This window comes from Nocardia sp. NPDC059229, assembly GCF_042754165.1.
In the GTDB taxonomy this organism is placed as follows: Bacteria; Actinomycetota; Actinomycetes; order Mycobacteriales; family Mycobacteriaceae; genus Nocardia.
The window spans coordinates 87175-102545 of sequence record NZ_JBHZAK010000020.1 but is presented as its reverse complement, the minus strand read 5'-3'; the positions used below and the strand labels follow the sequence as shown (position 1 = coordinate 102545).

General features: G+C 68.7%; 13 protein-coding genes. 7 read left to right on the top strand and 6 right to left on the bottom strand.

The genetic code is table 11. The features are described from left to right. Nucleotides 1-23: 23 nt before the first annotated feature. Nucleotides 24-1283 (bottom strand): serine hydrolase domain-containing protein, encoded by a 1260-nt coding sequence (locus ACFXHE_RS34795; RefSeq protein ID WP_379388897.1) that lies wholly within the window; start codon nt 1281-1283, stop codon nt 24-26. Between the two features lie 179 nt (nt 1284-1462). On the opposite strand from ACFXHE_RS34795, the gene ACFXHE_RS34790 reads away from it, so the two are divergent. Both ACFXHE_RS34790 and ACFXHE_RS34785 read left to right on the top strand, forming a co-directional pair. Then, entirely contained in the window at nt 1463-2854 is a 1392-nt protein-coding gene (locus ACFXHE_RS34790) for an alpha/beta hydrolase family protein (protein ID WP_379388896.1), read from the top strand. A 62-nt stretch (nt 2855-2916) separates the two neighbouring features. Further along, entirely contained in the window at nt 2917-3531 is a 615-nt protein-coding gene (locus ACFXHE_RS34785) for a class I SAM-dependent methyltransferase (protein ID WP_379388895.1), read from the top strand. Between the two features lie 28 nt (nt 3532-3559). Here ACFXHE_RS34785 and ACFXHE_RS34780 read toward each other — a convergent pair whose 3' ends face one another. The 3 genes from ACFXHE_RS34780 to ACFXHE_RS34770 form a co-directional block, all read right to left on the bottom strand. After that, nucleotides 3560-3958, bottom strand: coding sequence for a VOC family protein (locus tag ACFXHE_RS34780; protein ID WP_379388945.1), 399 nt, complete (start codon nt 3956-3958; stop codon nt 3560-3562). 160 nt (nt 3959-4118) lie between these two features. Further along, on the bottom strand, nt 4119-4805 hold the full coding sequence (locus ACFXHE_RS34775; RefSeq protein WP_379388894.1) for a response regulator: 687 nt from the start codon (nt 4803-4805) through the stop codon (nt 4119-4121). Next, the gene (locus tag ACFXHE_RS34770) at nt 4787-6676 is read right to left on the bottom strand and encodes an ATP-binding protein (protein ID WP_379388893.1); all 1890 of its coding nucleotides are present in this window, start codon (nt 6674-6676) and stop codon (nt 4787-4789) included. The genes ACFXHE_RS34775 and ACFXHE_RS34770 overlap by 19 nt, the downstream gene beginning before the upstream one ends. Nucleotides 6677-6837: 161 nt before the next feature. Between ACFXHE_RS34770 and ACFXHE_RS34765 the strand changes: the two genes are divergently transcribed. From ACFXHE_RS34765 to ACFXHE_RS34755, 3 genes are read left to right on the top strand one after another with little or no spacing between them, the layout of a single operon-like run. Beyond that, entirely contained in the window at nt 6838-7698 is an 861-nt protein-coding gene (locus ACFXHE_RS34765) for an ABC transporter ATP-binding protein (RefSeq protein ID WP_379388892.1), read from the top strand. Then, nucleotides 7688-8575: an ABC transporter permease gene (locus tag ACFXHE_RS34760; RefSeq protein ID WP_379388891.1), complete on the top strand. Its 888-nt coding sequence runs from the start codon at nt 7688-7690 to the stop codon at nt 8573-8575. Before ACFXHE_RS34765 ends, ACFXHE_RS34760 begins: the two co-directional genes overlap by 11 nt. A 3-nt stretch (nt 8576-8578) precedes the next feature. After that, nucleotides 8579-9631, top strand: coding sequence for an ABC transporter substrate-binding protein (locus ACFXHE_RS34755; protein ID WP_379388890.1), 1053 nt, complete (start codon nt 8579-8581; stop codon nt 9629-9631). 48 nt (nt 9632-9679) lie between these two features. On the opposite strand, the gene rarD is transcribed toward ACFXHE_RS34755, so the two are convergent. Further along, nucleotides 9680-10546, bottom strand: a complete 867-nt coding sequence (gene rarD, locus ACFXHE_RS34750) for an EamA family transporter RarD (RefSeq protein ID WP_379388944.1) — start codon at nt 10544-10546, stop codon at nt 9680-9682. A gap of 218 nt (nt 10547-10764) precedes the next feature. On the opposite strand from rarD, the gene ACFXHE_RS34745 reads away from it, so the two are divergent. Together ACFXHE_RS34745 and ACFXHE_RS34740 are read left to right on the top strand one after the other, a co-directional pair. After that, nucleotides 10765-13200, top strand: coding sequence for an HAD-IC family P-type ATPase (locus ACFXHE_RS34745; RefSeq protein WP_379388889.1), 2436 nt, complete (start codon nt 10765-10767; stop codon nt 13198-13200). A gap of 265 nt (nt 13201-13465) precedes the next feature. After that, on the top strand, nt 13466-14293 hold the full coding sequence (locus ACFXHE_RS34740; protein WP_379388888.1) for a PhzF family phenazine biosynthesis protein: 828 nt from the start codon (nt 13466-13468) through the stop codon (nt 14291-14293). Between the two features lie 5 nt (nt 14294-14298). Here the strand turns inward: ACFXHE_RS34740 and ACFXHE_RS34735 are convergent, their stop codons facing one another. Continuing rightward, the gene (locus ACFXHE_RS34735; RefSeq protein WP_379388887.1) at nt 14299-15210 is read right to left on the bottom strand and encodes an ADP-ribosylglycohydrolase family protein; all 912 of its coding nucleotides are present in this window, start codon (nt 15208-15210) and stop codon (nt 14299-14301) included. Nucleotides 15211-15371 lie beyond the last annotated feature (161 nt).

The window sequence follows — 15371 nt, the reverse complement described above, 5'->3', positions numbered from 1 at the left end:
ACGTCACGCGGAGCGGCCCGCGACTATGCGACCGAAGCGGCCGCGGGCAGGGCGGGGGTAGTGGTGCGGCGCGCCGCATTGGCGCCCCGCACCACCAGCGGCAGCACCCATGCCGACGCGAGTTGGTCCAGGCTCATCGACCCGATGCCGAGCCGATTGTGGACGAAGCCGACCGACAGTCCCAGGCGGGGTTCGGCCCAGCCGAACGATCCGCCCAGACCGATGTGCCCGAAGCCCGCGTGGGCTCCCGGAACGGGCAGCGAGTGATAGCCCATGTGCCACATCATCGGGATGTAGAACAGCGCACGGTCGAGCCTGTAGCTCTCCACCTGCCGCATGGCCCTGATGGTTTCGGGCGAGAGGAAGCGGCGGCCCTGGTGCATGCCCTTGTTGGCGAGCGGGTCGTACACGGTGGCCAGGCCGGTCGCCGTGCAGACGCCGTTGCCCGCACCCAGTTCGGTGCGCAGGATGGGCGGATCGTCGCCTTCCAGCAGCTGGTCCAGGCCGGGCAGGAACAGCGCGCGGGCGACCGCGCCGAGTGGACCGGGCAGCGAGTAGGCCCGGCCCAGTACCAGCGAGGCATAGTTGGTGCCGACCGCCGACAGCTTGTTGCCGTGCAGCAGTGCGGCGCTGGTGCGCGACCCGGGCGGCGGGTTGCCCAGGTGGATGCCCTCGGTGCCCAGCGGTTCGGCGACCTCGGTGCGGAACAGCTCGGCCATGCCGCGCCCGGTGACCGCACGGGCCAGGCCCGCCAGCAGCCAGCCGAAGGTGAGGGCGTGATAGGTCGGGATGCCCAGCAGATGATCGGGTTTGGCGGCGGCCAGGTGGTCTTCCATCATGCGGTGGTCGAGCACGTCGTCCAGGCCGCGGGCGATCTCGGGCAGCCCGTACAGCCCAGCCCGGTGGGACAGCACCTGCCGTACCGTGATCCGCCCCTTGCCGTTGGCGGCGAATTCCGGCCAGTAGCGGGCGACCGGGGCGTCGTAGTCGATGAGGCCGCGATCGGCGAGCCGGTGGATGACCGTGGCTGCAATGCCTTTGGTGGCGGAGAAGACGATGGCGCCGGTGTCGGCATCCCAGGGCCGGCGCGGCCCGGCCTCCCCGATCCAGATCTCGACCAGCGGTTCCCCGCGCAGGTGCACCGTGAGCGCGCCCCCGGCGCCCGGGCGACCGCCGACCATCCGCGCGAAAGTGCGCACCAACGGACCGAATTCAGCGGCCGCGTAGCCGCCCACCGTGGCCGGCAGGTCCAGGAGACCCGGCGGGGAAGCGTCATTGCTCACGAATTCCACGGTACGAGCGCCGGGTGACACCGGCAATGACGAAACGGAGAGAGTTACTCCCGTTGGCCCAGTGGTTATTCCGGGTGTCCGGGTAGTGACACCGGCGTTATCGGAGCGAGCCTTTCCGAGATCAGGGCGAGTTCCCGGGAGTGCTGGCGGGGGCTGCGTAGGCTGTCGCCATGCGAAGGGCGTGGTGGTTGGTTCCGGCGGTACTACTCGTGATCGCCCTGGCGCTGACCGGGTGTTCGTCGTCGAAGCAGGAGGTCGCGCCCGCCGGCCTGACCGGGGACTGGCACGGGAGCATCGAGATTCCCGACCATCCGCTGGCCGTCGGGATCAGCTTCACCGGCGGGGACCAGGCCACCATCGACATTCCCGCCCAGGGTGTCGAGGCCGCGCCGCTGAGCGGGGTGACGAACGATGCCGACGGCGTGGCCTGGACCATCACCAAGATTCCGGGCAATCCGTCGTTCCAGGGCAAGTACGACAAGGGCTCCGACAGCATCCAGGGGCAGTTCAGCCAATCCGGCCAGACGTTTCCGCTGAACCTGACGCGCGGCAAGGTCGAGGGCCCGCCGCGCCCGCAGGAGCCGAAGCCGCCGTTCCCGTACAAGTCCGAGGATGTCAGCTTCCCCAGCGGGGACATCACCATCGCCGGGACGCTGACCGAGCCGAACACCGGCGGGCCGTTCCCGACGGTCGTGCTGATCAATGGCAGCGGGGCCAACGATCGCAATGAGGAGCTGCTGGGTCACAAGCCGTTCCTGCTGCTGGCCGACACCCTGACCCGCGCGGGTTACGCGGTGCTGCGCACCGACAAGCGCGGCGTCGGCAAGACCGGCGGGCACCTGGACACCTCGAGCTATCAGGATCTGACCGACGACATCGGCGCCGGAATGGCCTTCCTGCACGGGCGGCCGGAGATCGACGCCAAGCGGATCGGCCTGCTCGGGCACAGCGAGGGCGGGTATCTCGCGCCGCTGTACACCATGCGGCCGGACAGCGGAGTGGCGTTCGTGATCATGATGGCGGGGCCGGCGGTGCCGGGCTCGGATGTGCTGGTGGAACAGAATCGGCTGATCCTCACCGCGCAGGGCGCCACCGCGGAGCAGATCGATCAGCAGGTGGCGTTCAACTCCACCCTGTCGACCCTGCTGCGCTCCGGGGATCTGGAGGCCGCCAAAACCTATGTGCGACAGCACAATGACAGCCTGCCCGCCGACAAGAAGCTGTCCGACGCGCAGATCGACGAGCTGGTGACGCCGTACATGGCGGCGCTGGTCGGCTACGACCCGGCCCCGGCGCTGTCGGCGCTGCGGGTGCCGGTGCTGGCCTTCTACGGCAGCAAGGATCTCCAGGTGCCCGCGGCCCAGAACGAGGGCCCGGCGCGCACGCTGCTGGCCGCCGATCCGGATGCGACCGTGCATGTCTTCGACGGGCTCGATCACCTGATGCAGCCCGCCGACAAGGGCACGCCCGACGAGTACGCCAAGATCGAGACGACCATCGATCCGCAGGTGCTGACCTTCGTGACGGATTGGCTGACGCAGCGATTCCCCACCGCGCACTGACCGACTCGTGCACATTGCCAGAAGTGGTGGCGTACGTGCGATCCGGTTGCCAGAGTGGTGTCGTGGGAATCTACGAAGACCGGGTACTGCCCAGGCTGGTCGACCTGTGCTGTGGTTCGAAGCAGATGAACTCCGAGCGGCAGCGGGTCTGCGCCGGACTGCACGGGCGCGTCGTCGAGATCGGGTTCGGATCCGGGCGCAATGTGCCGTTCTATCCCGATTCGGTGCAGTCGGTGAGCGCGGTCGAACCCGCCGACCTCGGGTGGCGCATGGCCGCCGGGCGGCTGGCCGCGGCGACGGTTCCGGTGGAACGGGCCGGCCTGGACGGGCAGGCTCTGCCGTTCGAGGACGACAGCTTCGATTCCGCGCTGTCGACGTGGACGCTGTGCACCATCCCGGATGTCGAGGCCGCGCTCGCCGAGGTGCGCCGGGTGCTGGCGCCCGGCGGCACTTTTCATTTCGTCGAGCACGGTCTCGCACCGGATGCCGGTGTCCAGAAGTGGCAGCACCGGTTCAACCCGGTGCAGAAGGCATTGGCCGGCGGCTGCCACCTCGACCGCGATATTCGCGGGTTGATCGAGGCCGCGGGATTCGAGATCCGCGACATCGATCGGTATTACCAGCAGGGGCCGAAGCCCTGGGTTGCCTTCTCGTTGGGCACCGCGGTAGCCGGGTGAGGAGTTACCGCGGTGACCCGCGTGAGAACTATTGCGGCCAGCCGCCGTACGGGACGGTGATCAACTCCATGTAGTGGCCGACGGGGTCGAGGAAATAGATCCCCCGGCCGCCGTCATTGTGGTTGATCTCGTTGACGCCCTGCTGACGCGGATCGGCCCAGTAGGTCATGCCGTACCGCTTGATCTTGTCGTAGGCGGCGTCGAATTCATCCTCGGAGACCAGGAAGGCGTAATGCTGCGGTTGCGGCTCGCCCTCGAAACCCGGTGGCAGATTGGCGAAGTCGAAGGTGACGCCATTACCGACGGTAATCGGAATGAACGGACCGTACGGCTTGCCCACCTCCAACCCGAAAATGTCCGCCCAGAATTCGGCGGAAACCCGATTGTCCGTGCACGCGACAATGGTGTGGTTGAACTGGATAGTGATAGGAATTCTCCTGCGTTCGTGACGATCCCGACCCTGGACCGGTACAAGTCGGCCGACAGGAGCATCGCCACGCCCTCGACGGTAACCACCCGCCGCCGATTCCGCCAAGCGCCCTGTGCGAACCGTCACAGCCCGCAGCGGCCCCAGAAAATGGGGCGGCTCAGGGCCGGCGGGGGGCGGAGTACTCCTGTTCCGGGCGGCCGGTGCTGCCGTAGCGCAGTTGCATGCGTAGGTCGCCGACGCCGACCAGGCTCGCGAGGTAGCGCTGGGCGGTGGCGCGGGAGATGCCGATGGCGGCCGAGACCTGGGCTGCCGACATCGGAGCGTCGGCATTGCGGACCGCTTGCAGGACAAGGTCTTTCGTCGGTGAAGCGACGGTCGGTGCCCCGGGTGCGGCGGCACCGGCAGGGGCCGCGGCCGGGCGCAGCGCCGCCAGGGCGGCGTCCACGTCGGCCGCGGTGACCTCCGGGGCGGCGAGCAGCCGCCGATATCGCGCGTACCCCGCCAGCCGGGCCGCGAGCACGGCATGGTCGAACGGCTTCACCAGGTAGCCGAGCGCCCCGGCCGACAGGGCGGCGCGCACGGTCTCCGATTCCGTTGCGGCGGTGAGCATCATGGCGTCGGACGGCATCTCGCGAACCAGGTCGATGCCGGAACCGTCGGGCAGGTAGACGTCCACCAGGGCCAGATCGACGGGGCTCTCGGCCATGGCGGCGCGCGCGGCGGCGAGCGTGTTCACGGTCGCCGACACCGCGAATCCCGGTAGTGCCGAGACGATTCCGGCATGCAGATTGGCCACCCGGAAGTCGTCGTCGACCACCAGCACGGTCAGCTCTTCTCGGCCCACGCCGCCTCCTCGTCCGTCAGCACGCCCGGCATCCGGGCAATGAACTCCGCTCCGCCCAACGGCGTCTCACCGGCGTCACAACGACCCCCGGTTACACCCACGCCTCCCGCGTCGGCCAAACGCACATCCCCGCCTCGAGCCCGTGCCACCTGTCGCGACAGCGCCAAGCCCAGCCCCCGCCCACCCGGGCCACCGCCCGATTTCGTCGAAACCCCCTCGGCGAAGACCGAATCCACCAGCCCGGGCGCGATGCCCGCTCCATTGTCGGCGACCGCGATATGCAGTGTCCTGCCCTCCTGCACCAACTCCACCTCGACCACCGGCCCCTCCCCCTCGCCGACCGTGCTGTCTCGAAACTCCACAGCACCATCCAAGTCGGCAGCTGAGGCCACGGCCCCAGCAGAATCTGCCGACACGCCGCCACCAGGGCGATCGGTGCGCCAACCGTCCGGATTCCGCTCGGACACAGCCGAACCCGCACCACCGCCGGCCGCAGCGGCGTCGATGGCATTGTCGAGAAGATTTCCGAGGACGGTGGTGACATCGACGGGGGCCGCGAGGTTCGCGTCGACCCAGGTGTTGGGGCCGAGGCGGAGGTGGACGCCCTGTTCGCGGGCGTGGGCGGCCTTGGCGGAGAGGAAAGCCTGCAGGTAGGGGTCGCGGATGGTGTCGATGCCGGGGAGGGCCGCGCCGAGAGGGCCGGAGCCGAGGAGCTCTTCGATGTAGTGGGTGGCCTCGTCGGGGCGGCCGGTGTGGAGGAGGCCACTGAGCAGGTGGAGGCGGTTGGCGAATTCGTGGCGCTGGGCGCGCAGGACGGTGCTCATGGTGGAGACGGCATCCAGTTGGCGGGTCAGGGATTCCACGTCGGTGCGGTCGCGGACGGAGAGGACCGCGCCGAGAGGGCGGGAGTCGCGGGTGACGGCGCGGGCGGTGACGACCACGATGCGATCGCCGACCGCGGCCTGGACCGGTTGGCCGTCGGCGGCGCGGAAGGCTTGCAGGACACGGGGTGTCAGGCCGATGGCGCCGATATCGCTGCCCGGTTCGGGGTCGATGCCGAGCAGGCGGCGGACCTCGTCGTTGACGACGGTGATCCGCCACCCGGCGTCGGCGGCGACCACGCCCTCGCCGATGCCGTGCAGGACCGCGTCCTGCTCACGCACCAGGTCCGCCAGATCAGAAGGTTCAAGCCCCAGGGTCAGACCGTGCCAGCGACGGGCCAGCAACACCGATCCCGCAATGCCCGCCAGGAGCGCGCCGCCGATCAGCAGCCCGGCTCGGCGCAAGTCCCGGAGCAGCTGATCGTGGACTGCGGCCGTGGAAATCCCGACGCTGACCTCCCCCACCACCCGGCTGCCTGCCGGGCTCGAGGGTGGTGCGGTATCCGGTTGCAGGACGGGAACTTTCGCGCGCACGGATTCACCGAGCGTCCCGTGTTCCCGGATCACGACCTCCCCGCCGGCCAGTGCCCGGGAGGGGTCGGTGCTGACCATTTCGCCGAGCCGGTCGTGGTCGGGGTGGGCCAGGCGGATGCCCGCGTCATCGGTGATCACCACGAAGAGCGCGCCGGTGCGCAGGCGGGCGCTGTCGGCGATCTGCTCGAGGTCGCCGCCCGCGAGCTCCGATTTCAGGGCGGGACCGGCCTGCAGTGGGCTGTCGGCGTACCGCGCGACGGCGGCACGGACCTGCGGGTCGGAGGCAACGGTGCGAGCGATGGCCAGGGCGCGCTGGCCGTACTCGCCGGAGAGGCGGTCGCCGCTGACGTAGGCGAAGACGCCGAAGGCCAGCCCGACGGTCAGGCCCACCACGGCGATCTGCAACAGCAGGATCTGGGTCCGGAGCCGGACGGAGCGGGGGCCGAGCGAAAACACGGGCGACAGTGTAGACAACCCCTCGCAACCGCCTGAGCAGAATGCGCAAAACGACCGAATCGCCGCTTGTGTGACTTGCGCGCACAACCGGATGGAGTGTGACCCGGCCCACGTAGCTTCTGTCCAACGCCGCAGCGGCGGCATCGGAAACAGGAGCACTGATGAGCACAACGACCACTGAGCCCGGGCCGGGTCCCGCGCCTTTGATCGAATTGCGGGGCGCGACCAAGCGGTTCCCCGGCAACAACGGCGGCATCCACACCGCGGTGCGCGACCTGAACTTCACCGTCGCGGCCGGCGAATTCGTCGCCGTCGTCGGCCCCACCGGCTGCGGCAAGTCCACCACGCTGTCGCTGGTGTCCGGCCTGGAACCGGCCTCGGCGGGCCGGACCCTGGTGCGCGGCAAGGATGTTCGCGGCATCCCGGACGGCGTCGGCTACATGTTCCAGCAGGACGCCGTGCTGCCGTGGAAGTCGGTCATCGACAATGTGGCGCTGGGCCCGAAGCTCCGGGGCGTGTCCAAGGCCGAAGCCCGTGAGCGCGCTGCCCGCTGGGTGCGCACGGTCGGGCTGGCCGGGTTCGAGAACTACTACCCGCATCAGCTCTCCGGCGGCATGCGCAAGCGGGTGGCGCTGGCGCAGACGCTGGTCAACGATCCCGAGATCATCCTCATGGACGAGCCGTTCAGCGCGCTCGACGTGCAGACCCGCCAGCTCATGCAGGACGAACTGCTGCGCGTATGGTCCGGCACCGACTCGGATGGCCGGGAAAAGGGCCGGGCGGCGGTCATCTTCGTGACCCACGATCTGGAAGAGGCCATCGCCCTGGCGGATCGGGTCGTCGTCATGACCGCGAGCCCCGCCACCGTGTGCGGCGACTTCGAGGTCACTCTGGACCGGCCGCGCAATGTCGAGGAGGTCCGCCTCACCGAGGAATTCCGCGACCTCTACAAGGAAATCTGGGAAACGCTGCGCGATCAGGTCGAGGCCGCCCGCACGAAGGGAGCGGCCCGTGTCGCTTGATGTCATGCCGCAGACCGCTATCGCCGCAACGGAATTCGAGGTGGAGACCGAGGAGCAGATCCTGGCGCGGGTGCGGTCGCGGGCGCGCAGGAACAAGATCCGGACGTGGGGGCTGCGCGCGCTCATCGTGGCCCTGTGGCTGGGCGCGTGGGAGCTCACCGCCACCTACTGGATCGACCCGTTCTTCTACTCCAAGCCCTCGCTGATCTGGGACCGGCTGGTCGAATGGTTCACCGAGGGAACGCAATTCGGCTCCATCTGGCTGCAGCTGTACACGACGGTGCAGGAGGCGGTGCTGGGCTTCGCCATCGGCACCATCGCGGGCGTCGTGCTGGGTGTGCTGCTGGGCCGCTCCCGCTACTGGGCCGACGTGCTGGCCCCGTTCATCAAGGCGCTCAACGCGGTGCCGCGCATCGTGCTGGCATCGCTGTTCATCATCTGGTTCGGCCTGGGCCTGCAGTCCAAGGTGGCGACGGTCGTGGTGCTGGTGTTCTTCGCGGTGTTCTTCAACGCCTTCACCGGTGCGCGTGAGGTGGACGGCAATGTCATCAACAATGCCCGCATCCTGGGCGCGAGCCGCCGTCAGGTGCTGAGCTCCATCGTGCTGCCCAGCGCGACCACCTGGATCCTGTCCTCGCTGCACACCGCCTTCGGTTTCGCGCTGATCGGCGCGGTGGTCGGTGAGTATGCCGGCGCCGGCAAGGGCCTCGGCCTGCTGATCAGCAATGCGCAGGGCACCTTCGACGCGGCGGGCATCTACGCGGGCATGATCATCATCACCGTCGTCGCGCTGGTGGCGGAGTGGCTGATCGGGCTGGCGGAGAACCGGCTGCTGAAATGGCGTCCCTCGCAGGCCGCCTCGGGCCACGGGATCTGAGCCATGAAGTACCGCAAGCACATTGCCGTGGTCCTGCTGGCGATCAGTGCGCTGCTGCTGGTGACCGGCTGCCGCGATTCGCGCCGCATTCCGACCGAGAACGGGCGGCCGCAGATCACCATCATGGTGGGCGGGCTGGAGAAGGTCATCTACCTGCCGGCCATGCTCACCGAGAAACTGGGCTTCTTCGAGGCCAATGACATCGACGTGCACCTGCTGGGCGAGCAGTCCGGCGCGACCGCCGAGACCGCGCTGCTCACCGGCGACGTCCAGGCCGTCGTCGGTTTCTACGACCACACCATCGATCTGCAGGCCAAGGACCAGTGCCTGAAGACGGTCGTGCAGTTCGCCGACGTGCCCGGCGAGGTCGAGCTGGTGTCGAAGCAGGACGCCGAGGCCATCAAGTCCCCGGCGGACTTCAAGGGCCGCAATCTGGGCGTGACGTCGCTGGGCTCGTCCACCGACTTCCTCACCCAGGCGCTGGCCGGGCAAGCCGGTCTGCGGACCTCCGACTACACCCGGGTGAAAGTCGGTGCGGGACAGACCTTCATCGCGGGCATGAACCACAACGGCATCGACGCGGGCATGACCACCGACCCGACCGTCGCCAAGATGGTCACCTCCGGTGACGCCCGGGTGCTGGTCGACATGCGCAACGAGCAGGGCACCCGCGCGGCGCTCGGCGGCCTCTACCCCGCCGCCTCGCTCTACATGCGCTGCGAGACCGTGGCCGGCCACCCGGACATCGTGCAGAAGCTGGCGAACTCGTTCGTCCAGACCCTGCAGTGGATCAAGACCCACTCCCCCGAGGAGATCGCCGCCAAGATGCCCGGCCAGTACGCGGGCGGCGATCCGAAGCTCTACGTCAAGTCCATCGCCGACTCGATCAGCATGTTCAACGGCGACGGCCTGATGAAACCCGAAGGCGCGCAGAATGTCCTGCGCATTCTCGGCCAGTACTCGCGCAATGTCGCACCGGTGTGGGAGCGCATCGACCTCGACGCGACCTACACCAACGAGTTCGTGGAGAAGGCCCAGGGCGCTCGCAAACCCTGACCGGCCCACGTGGAACCGCACATCGAATGAGGGGTGTGCGGTTTCGCGCTATTCCGGGACGGCGACCACGGCGCGGCGGGAGCGGCGCAGGGCGTCGACGGTGAAGATGGCCAGCGCCAGCCAGATCAGCGCGAACCCCGCCCAGCGGGACGCCGGCATGGGCTCGTGCCCCGCCGCCACACCCCAGGCCAGCTGCAGCCCGGGCGTGAGGTACTGCAGAATTCCCATGGTGGACAACGGCACTCGCGGGGCCGCCAGCGCGAACAACACCAGTGGCACGAGGGTGACCGGACCGGTCAGCATGAGCAATCCCGTATGCGGAAGTGAGGAACCGAAGGTCGCGTTGCCGGTCACCGCGATCACGATCACCGCGATCAGCGCGAACGGTGCGGCCGCCAATCCCTCTGCCGCCAAGCCGGGTAGCGCGTCGAGCCGAATCACCTTCTTGACCAGCCCATAGGTGGCGAAGGAACAGGCCAGGATCAACGCGATCCACGGCGGCCGGCCGTAATCGATGGTCAGCACGATCACCGCCGTGGCCCCCAGGCCCAGCGCGACCCACTGCGGAGCCCGCAGCCGCTCCCGGAAGATGATGACCCCGAATGCCACCGTCACCAGCGGATTGATGAAATACCCCAGCGCACACTCCACCACGTGATGCGAGATCACGCCGTAGACGTACACGCCCCAGTTCATCGAGATCGCCGCCGACGCCACGGCCGCCAGCCGCCAGGTCCGCGCATCGATCCGCCGCAGCTCCCCCAGCCGCCCGGCGAGCGTCATCACCAGCAGCGAGACGACCAGCGTCCAGAGAATCCGCTCGACCAGGACCTCCCCCGCGCTCGCGAAGGACAGCAGTCCGAAGAAGGCCGGGAACAGTCCCCAGATGAAATACGCCCCGATGCCGAAGGCGATGCCCGCGTCCCGGGCGCCCTCGTGTCCCGTCGGCCGATCCCGCCGAGTCGTTTCGACCGCTGCGTCTGAGTTCCCAGGTCCTTCCGCCACCCAAATACGTTAGCCCGCGCAACAAACGTCACGACAGCGAATACATAGGATGATCCTCACACGGCTATCCCGGCGCGTGACGGGCAGCTACGGGCCGGTTTCTTTGGTCGCCCTTTACTGTGGAGGGCATGTCGATGACTGCGCAGGCAGCTAGTCCACCCAGCCCACCCGCGCTGGGGCTCACCTCCGCCGAGGTGGAGCAGCGGCGGCGGGACGGGCTGACCAACGACGTGCCGGAGCGGGCCAGCCGGTCCGTCAAGGACATCGTCAGGGCGAATGTGTTCACCCGGATCAATGCGATCCTCGGTGTGCTGTTCGTCCTGGTGCTGGCCACCGGCTCGCTCATCGACGGCATGTTCGGGCTGCTGATCATCGCCAACAGCGCGGTCGGCATCATCCAGGAGGTCCGGGCCAAGAACACCCTGGACAAGCTGGCCATCGTCGGGCAGGCCAAGCCCGTGGTGCGCCGCGAGGGCATCGCCGGCGCCGTCGTGCCGCAGGAGATCGTGCTCGACGACATCATCGAGCTCGGGCCCGGCGACCAGATCGTCGTCGACGGCGAGGTGATCGAGACCGAACTGCTCGAGGTCGACGAGTCGCTACTCACCGGTGAGGCCGACCCCATCGACAAAACCCTTGGCGCGCAGATCATGTCGGGCAGCTTCGTGGTGTCCGGCAGCGGTGCCTACCGGGCCACCAAGGTCGGCAAGGACGCCTACGCCGCAAAACTCGCCGACGAGGCCAGCAAGTTCACCCTGGTCAAGTCGGAGCTGCGCAGCGGCATCGACACCATTCTGAAAGTCATTACCTACCTGCTGATTCCGGCGGGCCTGCTGTCCATCTACAACCAGCTGTTCTCCTCCAAGGAATCCTGGCGGCCCGCCGTCAACGGCATGGTGGCCGCGCTGGTGCCCATGGTGCCCGAGGGCCTGGTGCTGATGACCTCCATCGCCTTCGCGGTCGGCGTGGTCCGGCTCGGCGCGCGCAAGTGCCTGGTGCAGGAGCTGCCCGCCATCGAGGGGCTGGCCCGGGTGGACGTGGTGTGCGCGGACAAGACCGGCACCCTCACCGAGAACGGCATGCGGCTCGCGGAAGTCCGTCCGGTGAACGACATTCCGGAGGCGACGCTGCGCGAGGTACTCGCCGCGCTGGCCGCCGACGACCCGCGGCCCAATGCCAGCGTGCTGGCCATCAAGGAGGCGCTGCCGGGCGCGCCCGGCTGGGACTCCACCGGGGTCGCGCCGTTCTCCTCCGCCAAGAAGTGGAGCGGCATGTCCTACGGCGAGCACGGCAACTGGCTGATGGGTGCGCCGGACGTGCTGCTGGACCCGGCCTCCGAGATCGCCGACACCGCACAGGATATCGGGGCCAAGGGGCTGCGCGTCCTGCTGCTGGCCCGCAGCGACCGGCCGGTGGACGCGCCCGACGCGCCCGGGGAGGTCACCCCGGCGGCGCTGGTGGTGCTCGAGCAGAAAGTGCGCCCCGACGCCAAGGGGACGCTGGAATACTTCGCCTCCCAGCATGTTTCGACCAAGGTCATCTCCGGAGACAATGCGGTGTCGGTCGGCGCGGTGGCATCCTCGCTGGGGTTGCCCGGGGGCAACGACCCGGTCGATGCTCGCAAACTTCCGACCGATCAGAACGAGCTGGCGGACCTGCTGGAGCACAAGACCGTGTTCGGCCGCGTCCGCCCGGATCAGAAGCGCGCCATGGTCGGTGCGCTGCAGTCGCGCGGCCACACCGTCGCCATGACCGGCGACGGCGTCAACGACGTCCTCGCCCTCAAGGACGCCGATATCGGCGTCGCCATGGGCTCGGGCAGCCCGGCCACCCGCGCGGTGGCGCAGATCGTGCTGCTGGACAACAAGTTCGCAACCCTGCCCTATGTCGTGGGCGAGGGCCGCCGGGTGATCGGCAATATCGAGCGGGTCTCCAACCTGTTCCTCACCAAGACCGTCTACTCGGTGGTGCTGGCGTTCCTGGTCGGCATCGCGGGCATCGGGTCGCAGATCTTCAGCTACAAGGCCATCGGCTACCCGTTCCTGCCCCGCCACGTGACGATCGCCGCCTGGTTCACCATCGGCATCCCGGCCTTCATCCTCTCGCTGGCCCCCAACAACGAGCGCGCCCGCACCGGATTCGTCGACCGCGTCATGCGATTGGCGGTCCCGTCGGGTGTTGTGATCGGCGTGATGACCTTCATCTCGTACCTGATCGCCTACAAGGGGCCCGACGTCAGCGAGACCGCGAAGATCCAGGCCGGCACCACCGCCCTGATCACACTGCTGATCATCGCGGTCTGGGTGCTGGCCATCGTCGCCCGCCCGTGGAACTGGTGGAAGATCCTGCTGGTGGCGGGTTCCATCGCCGGATACCTGATCCTGTTCGCGGTGCCGTTCACCCGCCACTTCTTCAAACTGGACCCGTCCAACATCGCGCTGACGACATTGGCCATCGTGTGCGGCGGAATCGGCATCGTCCTGGTCGAGGTTGCCTGGTGGCTCAGCGCCAAGTACCTCGGCGAATCGCCCCACACGCCGGTACCGGCGGACGAAGACGCCTGATCCAGAAGCCGTTTCGAGCCGGGGCCTGTCGCGACCCCGGCTCGAATCATGTTCAGCGCGGTGTCGTTCTTCGGCAGCAGGCCGCTTCCGACGATGTGCGAGCCGAGGCCCGCCACGCAGCCCGGGAAAGCGTTGGGGCGGTTCCGGATTGCGGCGACCCGCGCGGCCTGGACCTGCGGTGACGGTCGAATTGGTCGCATGATTTGGCTCGCCGTGGGTGGTGCCGTCCTGGGCAGTAATTGAATTCGCAGGTACCTTGAGCGCCATGGAGGTCTTGCTGCATCAGCTCGACGCATTCGCCGACGCGCCGTTCTCGGGCAATCCCGCCGCGGTCATGCCGCTGCTGTCCTGGCTGCCGGACGAACTGCTGCAGCGGCTGGCCGAGGAGAACAATCTCGCCGAGACGGCCTTCTACACCTCGGCGCTGCCGGCGGAAGCGGGTGCGCCGCCGGACAACTCGCCCGCCTTCCATCTGCGGTGGTTCACGCCGACGGTGGAAGTGGACCTGTGCGGGCACGCCACCATGGCCGCGGCCGCGCAGATCCTGGACGACATGCATCCGGGGGCGGATCGGGTCCACTTCTATACGCGCAGCGGGTGGTTGCGGGTGGATCGGGACCGGGACGATCTGGTGCTCGACCTGCCGTCGGTGTCATCGGTGGAAATCGATGTGCACGACGGACTTCCGCATCAGCTGGCGCAGGCGCTGGGGGTGCGGCCGCTGCGCGCGTTCGAAGGGACCGATGTGGTGCTGGTCGTCACCGCCGAACACGAAGTGCGCGAATCCCGTCCGAACTTCTCGGCCTTTCCCGAATTGAACCGCGCCGCCATTCTCACCGCGACCGGCGACGAGGTCGACTTCGTGTCCCGGGTCTTCGCACCCGGCCAGGGCATTCCCGAGGACCCGGTCACCGGGTCGGCGCACGCCCAGCTCACCCCGCTGTGGAGTCGCGAACTCGGACGCACCAGCCTCACCGCCCGCCAGCTGTCCCGGCGCGGCGGGGCCCTGCGCTGCGTCCTCACCGGCGACCGGGTGCGGCTCACCGGCCGCTGCCGCCGCTATCTCGACGGCGTAGTCCGCCTGCCGGACTGAGCAATTCAGCGCTCGGTCACCTGCCGGGTGAGGGCGTTCAGGTCCGTGGTGCGGTAGCCCGGGTAGCCGTGCAGCAGGTCCAGCCATTCGGCGGGGACGGCCGAGGCGCCCCAGCGAGCGCCGAGCAGGCCGCCCGCGATGGCCGCCGTGGTGTCGGTGTCGCCGCCCGCGCGCACCGCGAGTTCCAGTGCGGCGGGCAGGGTTTCGGCGTGGGTGATGGCCCACCAGGCCGTCTGCAGGGCGTGCACCACCCAGCCGTTCTTGGGGAAGTCGACGGGGCTGCCGGTTTCGGCCTTGTCCAGCAACGGTTCCCAGAAGCCGGTGTCCACCTGGGACAGCGCCTCACGCAGGCCGTCGTAGGTGCCGAACAGGATGGCGTGGCGGATGGCCAGGGTCCAGAGCTTGCACGCCTGCATGGCCTGCATGTCGTAGTGGGTCAGTGAACTGACGAGTTTGGCTGCCTTGCCGCACTTCTCGGCATCGTCGAGATAGGCGAGAGCGACCGGGGCGGTACGCATGAGCGAACCATTGCCCGCCGTCAGGCCGGTCAGATCGTGGGCGCGCATCTGCATGGCGCGCCCGGTCCGGTCACGCCACTCCAGCACCTCACGGGTCTGATTGCCGATGTCCTTGGGTCCGGAATCCCACCACGCCACGAATTCGGCCGCGACCGCGTCCAGCCCCTCCGGGCTGCAGAGGTCCCCGACCCGCGCGGCCGCCCGCGCCACCGCGACCGCCATGGCCGTGTCGTCGGTCCACTCACCCGGCGCCCACCCGAACGCGCCACCGCCTCGCATTCGGATATCGGCGGCCGGACCGGGCACGGTGAACTCGTAGCCCGCCCCCAGCGCGTCTCCGGCCGCGGTCCCCAGCAGTACCCCGGCGGCCCGGTCGGCCTGCTCCGGCGTCAATTCCATGTGCGCTCGCCTCTTCCGCTCCGATGCGTCCACATCGATCTATCACGACGTTACCCACCGCGTGGGCACGCCGAACCGGGGCAGCCGCCGTCTTTACGGGTTCTGCACTAGGCTCGGGGACACTCCCGTGCAGCATCGCCGCCGCAGTTGTTCCGTGCACT

Bases quoted from the DNA above. Each gene is read 5' to 3' on its own strand.
- ACFXHE_RS34740 (WP_379388888.1), top strand. From the start codon at position 13,466: ATGGAGGTCTTGCTGCATCAGCTCGACGCATTCGCCGACGCGCCGTTC.
- ACFXHE_RS34790 (WP_379388896.1), top strand. From the start codon at position 1,463: ATGCGAAGGGCGTGGTGGTTGGTTCCGGCGGTACTACTCGTGATCGCC.
- ACFXHE_RS34735 (WP_379388887.1), bottom strand. From the start codon at position 15,210: ATGGAATTGACGCCGGAGCAGGCCGACCGGGCCGCCGGGGTACTGCTG.
- ACFXHE_RS34745 (WP_379388889.1), top strand. From the start codon at position 10,765: ATGTCGATGACTGCGCAGGCAGCTAGTCCACCCAGCCCACCCGCGCTG.
- ACFXHE_RS34755 (WP_379388890.1), top strand. From the start codon at position 8,579: ATGAAGTACCGCAAGCACATTGCCGTGGTCCTGCTGGCGATCAGTGCG.
- ACFXHE_RS34765 (WP_379388892.1), top strand. From the start codon at position 6,838: ATGAGCACAACGACCACTGAGCCCGGGCCGGGTCCCGCGCCTTTGATC.